Here is a 16,571-nt window from a genome sequence, read left to right on the forward strand (position 1 = left end):
CCAGGGATTCACACGCGTCGGATAATCCCAACCGGGATTCAGTAGATCCACGCCATGCGTGGATACGCCTCTAGCGCGCCCCAGGCGCAAAGCGCGCGACCAGGTCCCACGCGTCGCCGAGGAATACCTGGCGCACGCGGGTGATCGGCTGATCGCCACGCCAGGTCAGGCGCTCGATCACCAGGCAGGCGGTACCCGGTTTCACGTCCAGCAGCCTGGCCGTGGCGGTGTCCGCACCCCAGGCACTGATGCGATGCTGCGCGCGCGTCCAGGACACGTTCTGCAGCAGCCAGCTGCCCGGCGCGGTGGTACTGAAATCGACTTCCAGTACCTCGGGCACGCCTACCGGACTGATCAGGCGATGCTCCAGCGCCAGCGGACGGCCATCGGCCAGGTGCAGGCAGCGCATCGCCAACAGCTTCTCGCTGCCGGCCAGCTCCACTTCACCGGCATTGCCGGTGTCGGCCAGGCGCAGCTCGCGCTGCAGCAGGCGGTACGCGTACTGATGGCCGCGCGAACCGACCTCCATCGCGATATCGGGAATCTCCAGCGCCACCTGCTCCAGGTGCGGCGGCTGCCGCGCCACGAATGAACCGGCGCGACGGCGGCGCTCGATCATGCCGCTCTCGGCCAATGCAGTCAGCACCTTGTTCACCGTCATCCGCGAGCAGCCGTATTGCTCCATCAACTCGTGCTCGTACGGAATACGGAAGCCCGGCGCCCACTCTCCGCTGAGGATGCGGCTTTCCAGATCGCTGCGGATACGCTGGTTGAGCGTGGCGGACTTGCTGGCCTTCACGTAATGAGGTCCCGGTGGCGGAGGCGATCAGCCCAGTACGCCCTTCAGGGCGGCGGCGAAGGCGGTGGTGATCGCCTCGCGCTGCAGGTGGCGGCCCTCGGCCACGCACTGGCGGCCATGGCGCCAGACCGATCGCAGCGCGCCATTACGTGCGGCGAACACCCAGCTGTCAAGCCATGCGTCATCCTGTCGCGCCTGCAGCGCCGGGTGCCCGGCATCCAGCTCGACCAGGTCGGCACTGGCCCCCACCTGCAGGCCAGCGGCCACGCCCAGCGCCTGTGCGCCACCGTGCAATGCACCTTCAAACAGGAAGCGACCGGTGCTGCGGGTGGCATCCGGCGCCAGCACGTTGCGACCGCGCAGGGTCAGCCGCTGGCCGTATTCAAGCAGGCGCAGTTCTTCGGCCGCGTCGATCAGCACATTGGAATCGGAGCCGACGCCGAAGCGTCCGCCCTCGCGCGCAAAGGCCTGCATCGGGAACAGGCCGTCGCCCAGATTGGCCTCGGTGATCGGGCACAGGCCGGCCACGGCCTGGCTGGCCACAATGGCCGCGCGCTCGTCATCGGTGATGTGGGTGGCATGCACCAGGCACCAGCGCGCATCCACCGGCGCATGGTTGTACAGCCACTGCACCGGGCGCTGGCCGCTCCAGGCCAGGCAGGCCTCCACTTCGCGCACCTGCTCGGCGATATGGATGTGCACCGGGCCGTCGGTGAGCGGCAGCAACGCACTCAGTTCCTCGCCGGTGACCGCACGCAGGCTGTGCGGTGCGATGCCGAGCACCGCGTCGGGCAGCGCGGCCAATGCCGGCTTGGCGGCCTCCAGCAGCTGCGCGAAACCCTCCACGTCGTGGATCAGCCGCCGCTGCGCTGGATTCGGCGCCGCCCCGCCGAAATCGGCATGCGCATAGAACACCGGCAGCAGGGTCAGCCCGATACCGGTCTGGTCGGCGGCGGCGGCAATCCGTGCACTCATCTCGGCTCGATTGGCATAGGCGCGGCCGTCGGCATCGTGGTGCAGGTAATGGAACTCGCCGACGCGGGTGAAGCCGCTTTCCAGCATTTCCATATAGGCCTGGGCGGCGATGGCCTGCACCGCGTCCGGGCGCAGATGCGCGAGGAAGCGGTACATCAGCTCGCGCCAGCTCCAGAAGCTGTCACCGTCACCGCCGCCGATCTCGGTCAGGCCGGCCATGCCACGCTGAAACGCGTGGCTGTGCAGGTTGGGCAGGCCCGGCACCAAGATGCCGACCCGGATGTCGCAGTGCTGGGCGCCCTGCCCCGCGCTGATCGCCGTGATGCGACCGTCCTGCACCTGCAGGCGGACATCGCGGGCCCAACCCTCGGCCAGCAGGGCGTGGGCGGCATGGAAACTGTGCGGGGAACGCGAATCGGACATGGCTGGACAACCCGAAATGGACGCCTATATTGTATAGACATATAAGCACAGCCGCGTTGTGGATGCCATGCACGTCGATACCCTCTGGTCCAACGTCCACCTGATTACCCTCGATGGCGAGGGGCTGGGTGTCATCCGCGATGGCGTACTGGCCTGCGCCGACGGCCGCATCATCCACGTCGGCCCGGCCGGCAGCGACGCCCACCTGCAGCCGACCACCCGCATCGACGGCGAAAGCCGCTGGATCTCGCCGGGCCTGATCGACTGCCACACCCACCTGGTCTACGCCGGCAACCGCGCCAACGAATTCGAGCAGCGCCTGCAGGGCGTGAGCTATGCCGAGATCGCCCGTGCCGGCGGCGGCATCGTCTCCACCGTGCGCGCCACCCGCGCCGCCACGCCAGAGCAGCTGGCCCGCGAAAGCCGGCCACGGTTGCTGGCGATGCGCGCCGAGGGCGTGACAACCCTCGAGATCAAGTCCGGCTACGGCCTGACCCTGGCCGACGAACGCAAGCAACTGCAGGTTGCGCGTGCGCTGGGTGAGGAATGCCGGGTCAACGTGGTGACCACCTTCCTCGGTGCACACGCGATTCCGCCGGGCCGCCAAGCACAGGAGTACACCGATGAGGTGTGCGAGGTGATGATTCCGGCCATCGCCACCGAAGGCCTGGCCGAAGCGGTGGATGTGTTCTGCGAGAACATCGCCTTCTCGCCGGCGCAGGCGCGGCAGGTCTTCGAAGCGGCACGCGCCAACGGGCTGGCGGTGAAGATCCACGCCGAGCAGCTGAGCAACCAGCATGGCGCCGAACTGGCGGCCAGCTTCGGTGCACTGTCGGCCGACCATATTGAACATCTGGATGACGCCGGCATCGCCGCGATGGCCGCTGCCGGTACCGTCGCCGTGCTGCTGCCCGGTGCTTTCTATTTCACCCGCGATACCACCCTGCCGCCGATCGCCGCGCTGCGTGCGGCCGGCGTGCCGCTGGCGCTGGCCACCGACAGCAACCCGGGCACCTCGCCGCTGACCAGCCCACTGCTGGCGATGAACATGGGCGCCACCCTGTTCCGCCTGACCGTGGATGAGTGCATCGCCGGCTTCACCCGTGAAGCGGCGCGCGCACTGGGCCACGGCGAGCGCATCGGCCGCCTGGCGGTGGGCATGGACTGCGACCTGGCGATCTGGGACATCGATGCGCCCGCCGACCTGGTCTATCGCATTGGATTCAACCCGCTGCACGCGCGCGTGGTGCGCGGGCAGCCCGACCTGCCTGCCTCCTGGAGCAACACATGAGCAACACCCTGGTTCTTCGCCCCGGCCATGTCACTCTCGCCCAGTGGCGGCAGGTCTATCGCGGTGCGCCGCTTGCACTGGACCCGGCCGCGCTGCCGGTGGTGCGCGCCAGCGCTGCGGCGGTGGCCGCCATCGTCGCCAAGGGCGCGCCGGTGTATGGCATCAACACCGGCTTCGGCAAGCTGGCCAGCGTGCGCATCGAGCGCGAAGACCTGGCCACCCTGCAGCGGAATATCGTGCTCTCGCATGCCGCCGGCGTGGGCGAGCCGATGCCGGCCAGCGTGGTGCGGTTGATGATGGCGCTGAAGCTGGTCAGCCTGGCGCAGGGTGCTTCGGGCATCCGCGAGGAAACCCTGCTGCTGCTCGAAGCGATGCTGGTCAAGGGCGTGCTGCCGGTGGTGCCCGCACAGGGCTCGGTGGGTGCCTCGGGTGACCTGGCGCCGCTCTCGCACCTGGCCAGCGTGATGCTGGGCGTCGGCGAAGCCTTCATGGGTGACGAGCGCCTGCCGGCGGTCGATGCACTGGCACGTGCCGGCCTGCAGCCGATCGAACTGGGAGCGAAGGAAGGCCTGGCGCTGCTCAATGGCACCCAGTTCTCCACCGCGTATGCGTTGGCCGGCCTGTTCGAGATCGAGACCGTGTTCCAGGCGGCGCTGATCACCGGCGCGCTGTCGGTGGAAGCAGCCAAGGGCTCCGACACGCCGTTCGACCCGCGCATCCACGCCATCCGCGGCCAGCGCGGGCAGATCGCCACCGCGGCCACCCTGCGTACGCTGATGCAGGGCTCGGACATCCGCGAGTCGCATCGCGACAACGACGTGCGCGTGCAGGATCCGTACTGCCTGCGCTGCCAGCCGCAGGTGATGGGCGCGGCGCTGGACATCCTGCGCCAGGCCGCGACCACGCTGGAAATCGAAGCCAACGGCGTGTCCGACAATCCGCTGGTGTTCACCGATACCGGCGAAGCACTGTCTGGCGGCAACTTCCACGCCGAGCCGGTGGCCTTCGCCGCCGACATGCTGGCGATGGCGGTGTGCGAGATCGGCTCGATCAGCGAGCGCCGCCTGGCGATGCTGGTGGACCCGGCGCTGTCGGGCCTGCCGGCGTTCCTGACCCCACGCCCGGGCCTGAATTCCGGCTTCATGATTCCGCAGGTGACTGCCGCTGCGCTGGTCTCGGAAAACAAGCAGCGCGCCTACCCGGCCAGTGTTGATTCGATCCCGACCTCGGCCAACCAGGAAGACCACGTGTCGATGGCCGCACACGGTGCGCGGCGCCTGATGCAGATGGCCGAGAACGCGGCCAACGTGATCGGCATCGAACTGCTGGCCGCGGCGCAGGGCTGCGACTTCCATGCGCCGCTGCGCTCCAGTGCCGCGCTGGAAACCGTGCGCGCCACCCTGCGTGCGCAGGTGCCGACGCTGGAAGAAGACCGCTACTTCCATCCGGACATGGTAATCGCCACGAGTCTGGTGCGCAGTGGTGCGCTGGCGCAGGGCCTGACCGACCTGCTGCCAACCGTGGAACCACAGGCATGAATACCCATCCCGAATGGCTGACGGTGCACGAGGGCGACGCACCCCTCATCGTCAGCTTCCCGCATACCGGCAGCGAGCTGCCGCACGACCTGATCGGCGACTACCACTCGCCGTGGCTGGCCCGTCGCGATGCCGACTGGTGGGTGCACGAGCTGTACGACTTCGTGCGCGGCATGGGCGCGACCACGGTGCGCTCGGCGATCTCACGTTCGGTGATCGACCTCAACCGCGATCCCAGCGGTGTGTCGCTGTACCCGGGCCAGAACACCACCGGCCTGTGCCCGCTGACCACCTTCGACAACCAGCCGCTGTACCACGCGGGCCGCGAGCCGGATGACGCCGAGATCGCGCGGCGCCGCGACACGTATTTCCTGCCCTACCACGATGCGCTGGCCGCACAGATCACCCGCCTGCGCGCGCAGCACGGTACGGTGGTAGTGTACGACGCGCATTCGATCCGCTCGCATATTCCGCACCTGTTCGATGGCGAGCTGCCGCAGTTCAACCTCGGTACCGCCGGGCCGTCCGGCGCACCCGACACGTCCTGCGACAACGCCTTGAGCGATGTGGTGGAAAACCTGCTGAAGATCAGTGGCATGAGCCAGGTGCGCAACGGCCGCTTCAAGGGCGGCTGGATCACCCGCCACTACAGCAACATCGCCGGCGGCGTGCACAGCCTGCAGATGGAGCTGGCCTGCCGTGGCTACATGCACGAACCCCTGCCGGACCAGGTGGACGAACACAGCTGGCCCACCCCGCTCGACCCCGACCACGCCGCACCACTGCGCCACACCCTGGCGCAGGTGCTCAATGCCTGCCTTGAATTCGCGACGAACCGGAGCGCCGCATGACCCGCAACGACCCGTCCCGCACCATCGCCGCGCCGACCGGCACCACGCTCAACGCCAAGAGCTGGCTGACCGAAGCGCCGTTGCGCATGCTGATGAACAACCTGCACCCGGACGTGGCCGAGCGGCCGCAGGAGCTGGTGGTGTACGGCGGCATCGGCCGCGCCGCGCGTGACTGGGAGAGCTTCGATGCCATCGTCGAAACGCTCAAGCGCCTGGACGACGACCAGACCCTGCTGGTGCAGTCGGGCAAGCCGGTGGGTGTGTTCCGCACCCATGCCGATGCACCGCGCGTGCTGATCGCCAATTCCAACCTGGTACCGCGCTGGGCCAACTGGGACCACTTCAACGAGCTGGATAGGAAGGGCCTGGCCATGTATGGCCAGATGACCGCCGGCAGCTGGATCTACATCGGCGCGCAGGGCATCGTGCAGGGCACCTACGAAACCTTCGTGGAAATGGGCCGCCAGCATTTCGGTGGTGACCTGACCGGCAAGTGGCTGTTCACCGGTGGCCTCGGCGGCATGGGCGGCGCACAGCCGCTGGCCGCGGCGATGGCCGGCGCCTCCTGCCTGGCCGTCGAGTGCCGCAAGAGCAGCATCGACATGCGCCTGCGCACCGGCTACCTGGATACCTGGACCGACAACCTGGACGAAGCGCTGCGCCTGATCGACGAGTCGTGCAAGGCCGGTACGCCGAAGTCGGTGGGCCTGCTCGGCAACGTCGCCGATGTACTGGCTGAACTGCTCAAGCGCGGCGTGAAGCCGGACCTGCTGACCGACCAGACCTCCGCGCACGACCCGGTGAACGGCTACCTGCCGCAGGGCTGGACCGTCGAGCAGTGGGACGAAAAGCGCGTGTCCGCGCCGAAGGAAGTGGAGAAGGCAGCGCGCGCGTCGATGGCCAACCATATCCGCGCCATGCTCGGCTTCCACGCACTCGGCGTGCCGACCGTGGACTACGGCAACAACCTGCGGCAGATGGCGCTGGAAGAAGGCGTGGAGAACGCGTTCGACTTCCCCGGGTTCGTGCCGGCCTACATCCGCCCGCTGTTCTGCCGTGGCATCGGCCCGTTCCGCTGGGCGGCACTGAGTGGTGACCCGGAAGACATCGCCAAGACCGATGCCAAGGTGAAGGAACTGATTCCGGACAATCCCCACCTGCACCGCTGGCTGGACATGGCCGCCGAGAAGATCAAATTCCAGGGCCTGCCGGCGCGCATCTGCTGGGTCGGCCTGGGTGATCGTGATCGACTCGGCCTGGCCTTCAACGAGATGGTCGCCAACGGCGAACTGAAGGCGCCGGTGGTGATCGGTCGCGACCATCTGGACAGCGGCAGCGTCGCTTCGCCGAACCGCGAAACCGAAGCGATGGCCGACGGCTCCGATGCGGTCTCCGACTGGCCGCTGCTGAACGCCCTGCTCAACACCGCCAGCGGCGCGACCTGGGTCTCGCTGCACCACGGCGGCGGCGTCGGCATGGGCTTCTCGCAGCACGCCGGCATGGTGATCGTCTGCGACGGCACCGAGGCAGCGGCGAAGCGGATTGGCCGCGTGCTGTGGAACGACCCGGCCACCGGCGTGATGCGCCATGCCGATGCGGGGTATGACATCGCGATCGACTGCGCGAAGGAAAAGGGACTGGATCTGCCGGGGATCCTGGGCTGATCGCAGGGGTGCCGGGCAGCGGCCGGCACTACCCGAAAACACCTGTAGAGCCGAGCCATGCTCGGCTCATTTTTCCGGGTGCATCATGCCTGGCCCGAAGGCAGCCGAGCATGGGCTCGGCTCTACATACCAAGATGCGCCATCACAGCTGATGGATCACCGCGATGTACCGCACCTTTGCTGCTGCATTGCTCTGCGTCCTGTTCGCTGCTGCGCCCGCATCAGCGAATGACCTCTCCGCCGGCCTCTCTACCCAGCTCGACGCCCAACTGCAGGCCAACCGCGAACGCTACGGCATTGCCGGCCAGGCGGTACTGGTCGCCCACAACGGCCAGGTGCTGTACCAGGGCGCCAGCGGCGAACGTGATCGCGCTACGCACACACCTGCCACCGTCGATTCCATCTTCGCCGCACAGTCGATGGCCAAGCTGCTGACCAGCACGCTGGTGATGCAACTGGTCGATCAGAGCAAGGTGGATCTGGATGTACCGGCCAGCCGCTATGTGCCGGACCTGCCTGCAGCATGGCAGGCGATCCACGTGCGTGATTTCCTCAACCACAGCTCGGGTATCGGCGAGTACTACAACAGGGTGGATAACCGCTGGGTGAGCACGGGCTACCCCGGTGTAGCGCCTGACCTTGGCACTGCGCTGAAGGTGGCCGGCGCTGCACCGATGCAGTTCGCCACCGGCAGCCGCGTGCAGTACACCCAGGCCAACTACCTGGTGCTGACGGCGTTGCTGGAAGCGCACTACCGCAAGCCCTACCCGGCCATCGCGCGCGAACGCATCCTGCAGCCATTGAAGATGGCCAGCACCTCGTGGGGCGTTGCCAGCGTGCCGGCCCGGCGCGCGGCGGTGCCGTACATCGGCAAGGATGGCCAACTGCAGCCTGCCAATGAAGATCCCTGGCCGGACTACGGCTGGGGCCATGCCGATCTGCAGACCACCGTGGGCGACATGAACCGCTTCCTGCAGGCGCTGGCGACCCACGCTGGTGCGCACGGCGACCCTGGAAAAGTTCTGGCAGCCGCAGAAACTGAGCGGTGGCGGCAGCAATTTCTTCTCCACTGGCTGGGACACCACCCGCAGCGACGGCTACACCCAGGTCGGCCATGATGGCGGCACCCGTGTACGTGCGCGGCTGGCGTACAAGGGCACGCTGGCCGACGGCTACTGGGTGTTCGTGTACCTGACCAACGGCAGCGCCCGCAATGTCTGGTCCAGCACGCTGGTGGAGAGCACGATGGCGGTCGCGGCGCCGCAGGCGTTTCCGCACGCGGTGCTGTCCGAGCGGCTGGTCGCGTATGCGCTGGATGATGATGCAGGCGCTGCCCAGGCGATACGCAGTTGGTTGCGCGATAACAACCGGGTGACGGGCAGCGAGCTGGAACGCGCGATCAACGCCAGCGGCTATGCCATCCGCCAGAGCCTGGGTGCACGCAGGGCGTTGAAGGTATTCGCCCTCAATACCGAGCTGTATCCGGATTCGGCCAATGTGTGGGACAGCCTGGCCGAGTGTCATGCGGCATTGGGCGAAAGGGAAGCGGCTGATCGGCTGTATGCAAAGGCCAAAGCGCTGGCCAAGCCCTCGCCGTAACCTGCTGTAGAGCCGAGCCCATGCTCGGCTGCTCTTCGTTTCGAGCGAAGGAAACCCGCGCTGCGCGCGATAGCCGAGCATGGGCTCGGCTCTACATGGATGTTGCGGGCGGCCATACGCCGCCGGTGGGTGACGTGGCGCCACCGACCTGTTAACTTGCGCGCCACTTTACTGGTTTACAGCATTTCCGCATGTCGCTCTCGTCGTACCGCCCCATCCCCTCGCTGCTGTCTCTGGCCGTTTCCCTTGGCCTCGCCTCCACTGCCGCTGCAGTCCCGCAGGCCACCACGTTGGATGCCGTACAGGTCACTGCAGCCGATGCCAGCGCGCAGGCGCGCGAGGCGTTGAAGCGGGTGCCCGGCGCCAGCAACGTCATCGACGTGGCCAAGGCCCACAGCCGGCTGTCCAGCAATGCCGATGTGCTGGCCTACCAACCGGGCATCAGCGCGCAGTCGCCGGGCAACGAGGGCACCAAGATCTCGATCCGTGGGTCGGGCATCAACCGGGGGCCGGGCGCGCATGCCTCGGGCATTGCGGTGTCGATCGACGGCCTGCCGCTGACCGGCCCAGGTGGCACGCCCTACGAGCTGCTGGAACCGCTGTGGCTGTCGCGCGTGGAAGTCCTGCGCGGCGCCAACGGTTTCGAGCGCGGCGCGTTGGCGCTGGGCGGTGCCATCGACTACGTCAGCCGCAGCGGCCGTGATTCGGCGGGCGTGCAGCTGCACTACGAAGCCGGCAGCCGTGGCTACCAGAAGCGTGGCCTCAGCTGGGGCGGCGTCAACGGCGATGTCGACTACTTCCTGGCCTACACCGATACCGAGTTCGACGGTTACCAGCGCCATGCGCGCGGCGACGGCAAGGGCGCGATGGCCAACATCGGCTGGCAGATCACGCCCGACCTGCAGACGCGCTTCTTCGTGCGCTACCGCGAAACCAATCACGAAACACCCGGTCGCTTGACCCGCGACCAGATCCGCAACGATCCACACGCCGCGAATGCGGCCAACCTGGCCATCGATGCGCGCCGCCCGCAGCCGGGCAGCACCTGGGTGGGCAATGTCACCACGCTGCAGATCGATGAGGACTCGTCGCTGCAGGCCGGGCTGGTCTACCACACCTACCCGATGGACTTGAACGAGAGCCTGTATCGCCAGCAGCTGGACTACGCCAACCTCAACGCCACACTGGACTACCGCCGCCGCCACCGGCTGTTCGGCCTGGACAGCGAGACCACGGTCGGCCTGCGCGTCACCCATGACCTGGATGCCGATGTGCGCGAGTCGCTGCGCTTTGCCAGCAATGGCTATGCCGCCGGCACGCGCACGCGCGACTTCCGCCACCACGGCACCGACAGCACGCTGCACGTCAGCAACACCCTCGCCTTCAATGACCGCCTGCGCATGCAGGCTGGGCTGGCACTGATCAACACCCGCCGCGATGTGCAGGTGACCTGGCCGAGCAGCGGCGGCCGCCTGCGCGAGCACGACTGGGACTATGCGCCGCGACTGGGCTTCACCTGGCAGCACAGCGCGCAGACCCAGTGGTTCGGCAACCTCAGCCGTTCGGTGGAGGCACCGCACCCGTGGTCGATGATCTGGGGCTCGAACCAGTACTTCGGGCCGGGCAATGGCCCGTCTACCGGCCGCCAGCGCGCGCCGGTGCCGATGCAGCACCAGACCGCCACCACGCTGGAACTGGGCGCGCGCGGTGACGCGGCGCTGGGCCGCTGGGAACTGACCGGCTACTACGCCCACGTGAACCACGAACTGCTGAGCGTCGAACTGCAACCGGTGCCGAACCTGTTCATCGCCGAGAACAATGCCAGCCCCACCATGCACCGCGGTATCGAAGCCGGATTGGACAGCACGCTGTGGCAGGCTGCACCGGGCCGCCTGTCGCTGCGTCAGGCGTATACGTTCAGCGATTTCCGCTACCGCCACGATGCACGTTTCGGCAGCAACCGCCTGCCCGGCCTGCCGCGCCACGCCTACCAGGCCGAGCTGCGTTTCGATCATGCATCCGGCCTGTACGCGGCGCTCAATACCGAATACGCCTCGCGCATCGCGGTGGACTACGCCAACAGCTACTGGGCCGACAGCCATGTGATCTTCGGCAGCCGCATCGGCTACGACGCACCCGGTGGCCGCTGGCAGGCCTGGGCGGAGATGCGCAACCTAGGCAATCGCCGCTACGCCGCCACCGTCACGCCGGGCTATGACGACGCCGGCAAGGATGTCGCGCGTTCGACGCCGGGCGAAGGCCGCGGCGTCTACGCGGGCGTGCGCTGGCGCTTTGAGTGATTGCCGCAGGCGGCGCCGGGTGTGATCCGGCGCCGTCGTTCCAGGGTCAGCCGATACGCCAGGACGGCAGGCGCTCGCTGCGCTTCCAGATGGAAGGCGCGAAGCCGACCAGCACCAGTGCCGCCAGCCACTTCGGCGACGTACTCAGCAGCGTCGAACCGAGCGAGCCGCCGCCGGGTGCGAGCGGCTCCTGCCACGGGTTGTAGCCCAGGTAGACGACGCTGCCAGCCCACCACAACAACGCCAGGCCGATGCCCACCAGCAGCAGGGCCAGGGTACGGCAGGTCCAGCGCTGCGAGGTGGTTCCCCACTCGCGGGACACCGCTACCAGCAGACCCACCACCAACAGCGACACCAGTGCCACCAGGCCGATATCGATCTTCGGTCCAATGCGCTCATAGGCGCAGGCACGGCATTGCGTCTCTTCCGCGGCAGTGGCGGCTTCAGCGCCATCGCCCTGCCCGGCTGCCGGCTGCGCCAGTGCTGCAAACGGCAACAACACCGCCAGCAGCGTCACCATGATCCAACGAAACAACGTCCTGTTCCTGCGTGCAGCGACATCCATGCGCTTGTCCTTGTCAGGGTTGGTTGAAGCCGGGCCACGTTCCGAGGCCCCCGGCGGAGCATAGCGCAGACTCGGGCAGGATCGAAAACTGCGCGTGCCTCTACGGCTTGGGGAGTACCAGGGCCGGACGGGCGCTGGCCGATCACCAGCCCGGTATGGGCCATGCCGCACTACGGCATGCGATTGGGAGCTTCAGCAGGCTGGCGCCGGAATGCCCGGCTGCTTCACGCCGGCCGCGCCTTGGTCACCGCCTCGATGCGATGGCCCTCGGGGTCGACCACGAACGCGGCGTAGTAGAAGTCACCGTAATCGGCGCGCAGTCCGGGGGCACCGTTGTCAGCGCCCCCGTTGGCCATGGCTGCTGCGTGGAAGGCATCCACCGCCGCTGCGGACACTGCAGCGAACGCCAGGTGGAAGCCGGGGCCCGGCGCTGCGGCGTCATCACGCAGCTTCAGGCACAGCGCGTCTTCATCATCGACCACCCCATAGCCGATCGCGGTCTCGTCCTCGAACACCGGGCGGTACCCGAGTGCGGCGAGTGCGGCGTCATAAAAGCGGCCTGCGATATCAAGGTCACGAACGCCGAGGGAAAGGTGGTGCAACATGCGGACATCCTTGCCGGGCACGCAGTAGCGCGTTCGGGTGCATTCTAGCGCGCAGGTGGCGCGGCGGCCTTCAGCAATTGCGCTGCGACTTGGTCGAACGGGGCGATGTCCTGCAGTGCGCGGCACATCGCAACCGCACCCTCCACACTCGCGATCACCAGGCTGGCCAGCTCGCCCGCCGCTGCGGGGGCATGCCCTTCAGCGACGAACGCCGAGGCGAGGTGGCCGTGCCAGCGCGCGAACACCTCGGCGGCCGCCGCGCGGGGTTGGCTGGGCGTGGCCTCCACCGGCTCCTCCACGGCAGCGGCCAGCACCGGGCAGCCGGCGCGGAAATCGGAGCGCAGCAGACGCTCGCGCCACATCGCCAGGAACTGCTGCAGGCCCTGTACCGCCCCATCCTTCAACAGCTCCAACAGCAGCGCCTCCACCTTGTCGCCGGACATCTGGGTGGCGCGCGCCAGCAGCTCCTGCTTGCCGCCGGGAAAGTGATGGTAGGTGGAACCCAACGGCGCCTTGGCCAGCTTGGTCACCTCCCGGATGCTGGTGGCATTGAGGCCCACCCGCACCAGCATCTGCGCCGCAGCATCGATCACGCGTTGTGGCGCATCAGAGGATCGCGGGCTCACGGCGGTCTCCTTGCTAAGACAGTCGTCATAGATTAGCGTACCGGCCGTTCTATAACAGTCGTCATAGCCATGAATCTCTGGTTCCGTCTGCTCCACCTGCTGCTGTGCAGCCTGTTCCGGCCGAAGCTGGAGGCCCCGTTCGGGGTCTCGCGGCTGCAGTTCCGGGTGCTGCCCAACGACCTGGACAGCAACCTGCACATGACCAACGGCCGCTACTGGAACATCTTCGACCTGGGCCGGCTGGACCTGATCCTGCGCATGGGCCTGGGCCGGGTGGCGCTGCGCGAGAAGTGGGCACCGATCGTCGGTGCCGGCACCATCCAGTTCCGTCGCGAGTTGAAGCCGTTCCAGCGCTTCACCCTGGAAACACGCTTGGTGGGCTGGGTCGGCTCGCGCGGCATCATGGAGCAGCGCGTGCTGATCGGCGCCGAGCAGAAGATCGCCACGCGCGCGCTGCTGGTCACCGGCATCTACGACCGCCGCGCGCGCCAGTTCCTGGGCATGCCGAAGATGATGGAAGCGATCGGTGTGGTTTCCCCGCCGTCGCCGCCGCTCAGTGCAGCCGCCGAGGCGCTGCTGGCCGCCGATGCGGCGTTGAAGCAGGACGATGCCTGAGCTTCAGGGCGCGGCCAGCGGCGCCGCGTGCAGTTCGCGCGATACGACCTGGGTGCGCCCTCCCACGTGCAGCACGTACTCGAAGGACTGCCGCATGCGGCTGTACGCTCCACCCTCCGGCACGCCGTAGTTGGCACCCACGCTGAGGGTATGCCGGCCCGGCGACAACGGCTTGAGCATCACCCAGTAGCCGTCGGCGGCGGCCAGCCGTGAGTCTGCGTCATCGGCATCCATGCGGAAGCAGCCTTCACTGCGCACCCGATGCATGCGCATGTCGCCCAGTGGCTGGCCGTCCAGCAGCACCACCGCGCTGATCAGGTAATCGTTGTTGACCGCCGCCCCGGCCTGCAGCTCCTTGCAGGACACAGTCTCATCCACCTGGTAGTGCGCCATGTTGATGATCGGCAGCAACAGGTACTTGCCCGCCGGCACCACGCATTCGCGATGTGGCCGGAAACGGCCATTGGTGCCAGCCAGGTTCCAGACCGGGCCTTCCTGGCCCAGATCACATACACGGCCATCCGGGTCGAGATAGGGCGCGCCGCCCTGGGCGTCGGCCCACCGCCACCAGCGGGCGGTCCATTCGGCCAACGAAACGCCGCCCACCGGTTCACTCGTCAGCGGCGAAGGCGCCGCCGTGTCTGCACTGAACGCCGGCACGGCCGCCAGCAGCAGTGCCATCGTTGCGCCGCTGCGGCGCAGCCATCCCTGGATTCCCTTCCGCATCACCCACCCCATCGTCCCTGGCGGCCACGCTGCGTGGCCGGCTCCGGGGCCACTTTACCTCGACGGGCTGGATGCTGTGCATTGCGGGTGCTGTGCCTAGTCCAGCGCCATTGCGCGACTGATTGCGGCCTCCGCCAGCGGCGCCATCACCGCATAGCCCTTCGCCGTGGGATGCACGCCGTCCTCGGCCAGCTGCGGGTCCAGCCCTCCGGCGGCATTGGCCATCGGCGTGTAATAGTCCAGATAGACCAGCTGCTTCGCATCGGCATAGCGCTTCAATGCCGCGTTCAATGCGCGCACCTTGGGCGCAGGTGCCGTGCCCGGCAACCACGGGTAATCGCTGACCGGCAGCACCGATGCCAGTACCACGGCGATGCCATGTGCGCGTGCCAGGTCCACCATCGCGTGCAGGTTGTCTTCAATCATCGCCTGCGTGGTCGGGCCGGTGTTGCCGGCGATGTCGTTGGTGCCGGCCAGGATCACCACCACCTGCGGCTTCAGTGCCAGCACGTCCTGCGGGAACCGCACCAGCATCTGCGCCGTGGTCTGGCCACTGATGCCGCGGTTGAGCCATCCCTTGCCGGGAAAGAACGATGCGCTGCCTTCCCTGCCCCAGCCTTCGGTGATGGAATCACCGAAGAACACCACGCGCGGCTGGCTTGGTACCGTCGCAGGCAGCCGCGCGTTGGCTTCACGATAGTGCTGCAGCTGCGGCCAATCGGCCAGGCGCTGCTGCATGAAACGCACTTCGTCCGCGCGCAGGCTTTCGACAGGCTCCAGCAGTAACGGGTTGATTGCGGGCATCTCGGCCGCCCCCCCGTGGGCGCTCAGCGCGATACCGAGGGCAACTGCGGCCAGGCCGCCGGACAAGGAACGCATGGGGTCTCTCCCTTGAATGTCCGGGCCAGTCTAGCGCGCGGCCTCGCGCTTACCGCGCCGCAGACCGCGCGGCCACGCCGGTCACCTTGGCCGGCATCCACATGCCGGGCGTCCAGCCACTGGCGGCCAGGATCGCCTTCGGGTTGTCCTGCTGGATCAGCGCGCGCACCGCGTCACGCTTGTCCTTGGCCTGCAGGTAGTAGGCCTTGGCGATGCGGTAGCCCACCCAGTACCCGAGGTCATAGGGCTCCTGCGAACCGGGCTTGTAGTTGTACAGCCACGGCGACAGATCGGTACTGTCCACATCCAGCGCAAAGGCGCTTTCAATGTGGACCTCGCGGCCGCGCGTCCACGCCGCATGGCGACTGTTGCCGACGTTGCCGGAAATCAATTCGGCGATGAATTCGGCGATACCTTCGCCCAGCGAAACACGCAGCACCGTCGCATGCGGGTCGCCGGGCTCGAAATCGTTCAGGCCGGTCTGCTGGATGTGCACGTACTCGTGCGCGATCACGTGCACGAAGCGGTCCTGCACGTTGGGATTCATGAAATCGGCTGCACACAGCGCTTCCAGGGCGATGATCACCCCACTCTTCGAGGTCAACCCGACCGGCCGACCACGGCCAACCGCGAGGGTCACCGGAGGAAACGCGGCCTGCGGATAGATCGCCTGCAGGTTGCCGAACACCTGCACCAGGCGCTGCTTCACCGCCGGCAGCTCCGCCAGGCAGCTGCGGCCCTGCGCATACACCCCGGGCTGGCTGGCAATGGCTTCGGCCATGCGTTCGGGCGTGACCCGGCGCGCCTTCGCCAGTTCACCCAGGCCCGGACTGCCTTCGGCCAGGTAACCGGCCAGCTGGGCGACGCTGGGCTTGCCGCCGGTGCTGTCGTAGAGCGCGTAGAAGCGGCTGGCATCGGTGGTGAGGATCTGCGGCCCCGGCGGAGTACCCGCCTGTGCCACGCCGACCGCCCCGGCACAGGCCATGGCAAACAGGCAACGCGGGAAACTGGACATCGCTCCGTCCTTGGTGGAGTGCATGCGAAGCGCGCAATCTATCACTCCGCCCCGGCCACCGCAGCGGGCACATGCAGGCCCTTCGGGGCTGTGCCAGACT

General features: G+C 67.6%; 14 protein-coding genes and 1 pseudogene. 7 read left to right on the top strand and 8 right to left on the bottom strand.

Annotated elements, in window-relative coordinates:
- Positions 1-70: 70 nt before the first annotated feature.
- On the bottom strand, positions 71-799 hold the full coding sequence (hutC, locus tag ACZ75I_RS12250) for a histidine utilization repressor (RefSeq protein WP_134968801.1): 729 nt from the start codon (positions 797-799) through the stop codon (positions 71-73).
- Positions 800-826: 27 nt separating this feature from the next.
- Entirely contained in the window at positions 827-2,197 is a 1,371-nt protein-coding gene (locus tag ACZ75I_RS12255) for a formimidoylglutamate deiminase (protein ID WP_346476811.1), read from the bottom strand.
- A gap of 67 nt (positions 2,198-2,264) precedes the next feature.
- Between ACZ75I_RS12255 and hutI the strand changes: the two genes are divergently transcribed.
- The 6 genes and pseudogenes from hutI (at position 2,265) to ACZ75I_RS12285 (ending at position 11,440) form a co-directional block, all read left to right on the top strand.
- Positions 2,265-3,488 (top strand): imidazolonepropionase, encoded by a 1,224-nt coding sequence (gene hutI / locus ACZ75I_RS12260; protein WP_180869911.1) that lies wholly within the window; start codon positions 2,265-2,267, stop codon positions 3,486-3,488.
- Positions 3,485-5,026 (top strand): histidine ammonia-lyase, encoded by a 1,542-nt coding sequence (gene hutH / locus ACZ75I_RS12265; protein ID WP_472957975.1) that lies wholly within the window; start codon positions 3,485-3,487, stop codon positions 5,024-5,026. The genes hutI and hutH overlap by 4 nt, the downstream gene beginning before the upstream one ends.
- Complete coding sequence (gene hutG / locus ACZ75I_RS12270; RefSeq protein WP_049455446.1) at positions 5,023-5,877, top strand: N-formylglutamate deformylase; 855 nt, start codon at positions 5,023-5,025, stop codon at positions 5,875-5,877. Before hutH ends, hutG begins: the two co-directional genes overlap by 4 nt.
- Positions 5,874-7,541 (top strand): urocanate hydratase, encoded by a 1,668-nt coding sequence (gene hutU / locus ACZ75I_RS12275; RefSeq protein WP_472957976.1) that lies wholly within the window; start codon positions 5,874-5,876, stop codon positions 7,539-7,541. The genes hutG and hutU overlap by 4 nt, the downstream gene beginning before the upstream one ends.
- 164 nt (positions 7,542-7,705) lie before the next feature.
- Positions 7,706-9,140, top strand: a pseudogene (locus tag ACZ75I_RS12280) (serine hydrolase domain-containing protein).
- Positions 9,141-9,331: 191 nt separating this feature from the next.
- Positions 9,332-11,440 (top strand): TonB-dependent receptor family protein, encoded by a 2,109-nt coding sequence (locus tag ACZ75I_RS12285; protein WP_472957977.1) that lies wholly within the window; start codon positions 9,332-9,334, stop codon positions 11,438-11,440.
- A 46-nt stretch (positions 11,441-11,486) separates the two neighbouring features.
- Here the strand turns inward: ACZ75I_RS12285 and ACZ75I_RS12290 are convergent, their stop codons facing one another.
- From ACZ75I_RS12290 to ACZ75I_RS12300, 3 genes are all read right to left on the bottom strand, one after another.
- Positions 11,487-12,005: a hypothetical protein gene (locus ACZ75I_RS12290; protein ID WP_472957978.1), complete on the bottom strand. Its 519-nt coding sequence runs from the start codon at positions 12,003-12,005 to the stop codon at positions 11,487-11,489.
- Between the two features lie 224 nt (positions 12,006-12,229).
- Complete coding sequence (locus ACZ75I_RS12295; RefSeq protein WP_472957979.1) at positions 12,230-12,610, bottom strand: VOC family protein; 381 nt, start codon at positions 12,608-12,610, stop codon at positions 12,230-12,232.
- Positions 12,611-12,654: 44 nt separating this feature from the next.
- Complete coding sequence (locus ACZ75I_RS12300) at positions 12,655-13,236, bottom strand: TetR/AcrR family transcriptional regulator (RefSeq protein WP_472957980.1); 582 nt, start codon at positions 13,234-13,236, stop codon at positions 12,655-12,657.
- Positions 13,237-13,305: 69 nt separating this feature from the next.
- Here ACZ75I_RS12300 and ACZ75I_RS12305 point away from each other — a divergent pair, with 69 nt between their 5' ends.
- Positions 13,306-13,851, top strand: a complete 546-nt coding sequence (locus ACZ75I_RS12305; RefSeq protein ID WP_182068157.1) for a thioesterase family protein — start codon at positions 13,306-13,308, stop codon at positions 13,849-13,851.
- 3 nt (positions 13,852-13,854) lie between these two features.
- Here the strand turns inward: ACZ75I_RS12305 and ACZ75I_RS12310 are convergent, their stop codons facing one another.
- The 3 genes from ACZ75I_RS12310 to ACZ75I_RS12320 all read right to left on the bottom strand — a co-directional run bounded on the left by ACZ75I_RS12310 (position 13,855) and on the right by ACZ75I_RS12320 (position 16,471).
- On the bottom strand, positions 13,855-14,532 hold the full coding sequence (locus ACZ75I_RS12310) for a hypothetical protein (RefSeq protein ID WP_472957983.1): 678 nt from the start codon (positions 14,530-14,532) through the stop codon (positions 13,855-13,857).
- 141 nt (positions 14,533-14,673) lie between these two features.
- On the bottom strand, positions 14,674-15,456 hold the full coding sequence (locus tag ACZ75I_RS12315) for an SGNH/GDSL hydrolase family protein (RefSeq protein ID WP_472957984.1): 783 nt from the start codon (positions 15,454-15,456) through the stop codon (positions 14,674-14,676).
- Between the two features lie 49 nt (positions 15,457-15,505).
- Positions 15,506-16,471, bottom strand: coding sequence for a DUF2268 domain-containing putative Zn-dependent protease (locus ACZ75I_RS12320; RefSeq protein WP_472957986.1), 966 nt, complete (start codon positions 16,469-16,471; stop codon positions 15,506-15,508).
- Positions 16,472-16,571: the final 100 nt, after the last annotated feature.

The sequence above is a fragment of the Stenotrophomonas sp. X genome (assembly GCF_055721025.1).

Coding starts and splice junctions, on each gene's coding strand:
- ACZ75I_RS12255 (WP_346476811.1), bottom strand. CDS start 2,197: ATGTCCGATTCGCGTTCCCCGCACAGTTTCCATGCCGCCCACGCCCTG.
- hutI (WP_180869911.1), top strand. CDS start 2,265: ATGCACGTCGATACCCTCTGGTCCAACGTCCACCTGATTACCCTCGAT.
- hutH (WP_472957975.1), top strand. CDS start 3,485: ATGAGCAACACCCTGGTTCTTCGCCCCGGCCATGTCACTCTCGCCCAG.
- hutG (WP_049455446.1), top strand. CDS start 5,023: ATGAATACCCATCCCGAATGGCTGACGGTGCACGAGGGCGACGCACCC.
- hutU (WP_472957976.1), top strand. CDS start 5,874: ATGACCCGCAACGACCCGTCCCGCACCATCGCCGCGCCGACCGGCACC.
- ACZ75I_RS12285 (WP_472957977.1), top strand. CDS start 9,332: ATGTCGCTCTCGTCGTACCGCCCCATCCCCTCGCTGCTGTCTCTGGCC.
- ACZ75I_RS12290 (WP_472957978.1), bottom strand. CDS start 12,005: ATGGATGTCGCTGCACGCAGGAACAGGACGTTGTTTCGTTGGATCATG.
- ACZ75I_RS12295 (WP_472957979.1), bottom strand. CDS start 12,610: ATGTTGCACCACCTTTCCCTCGGCGTTCGTGACCTTGATATCGCAGGC.
- ACZ75I_RS12305 (WP_182068157.1), top strand. CDS start 13,306: ATGAATCTCTGGTTCCGTCTGCTCCACCTGCTGCTGTGCAGCCTGTTC.
- ACZ75I_RS12310 (WP_472957983.1), bottom strand. CDS start 14,532: ATGGCACTGCTGCTGGCGGCCGTGCCGGCGTTCAGTGCAGACACGGCG.
- ACZ75I_RS12315 (WP_472957984.1), bottom strand. CDS start 15,456: ATGCGTTCCTTGTCCGGCGGCCTGGCCGCAGTTGCCCTCGGTATCGCG.
- ACZ75I_RS12320 (WP_472957986.1), bottom strand. CDS start 16,471: ATGTCCAGTTTCCCGCGTTGCCTGTTTGCCATGGCCTGTGCCGGGGCG.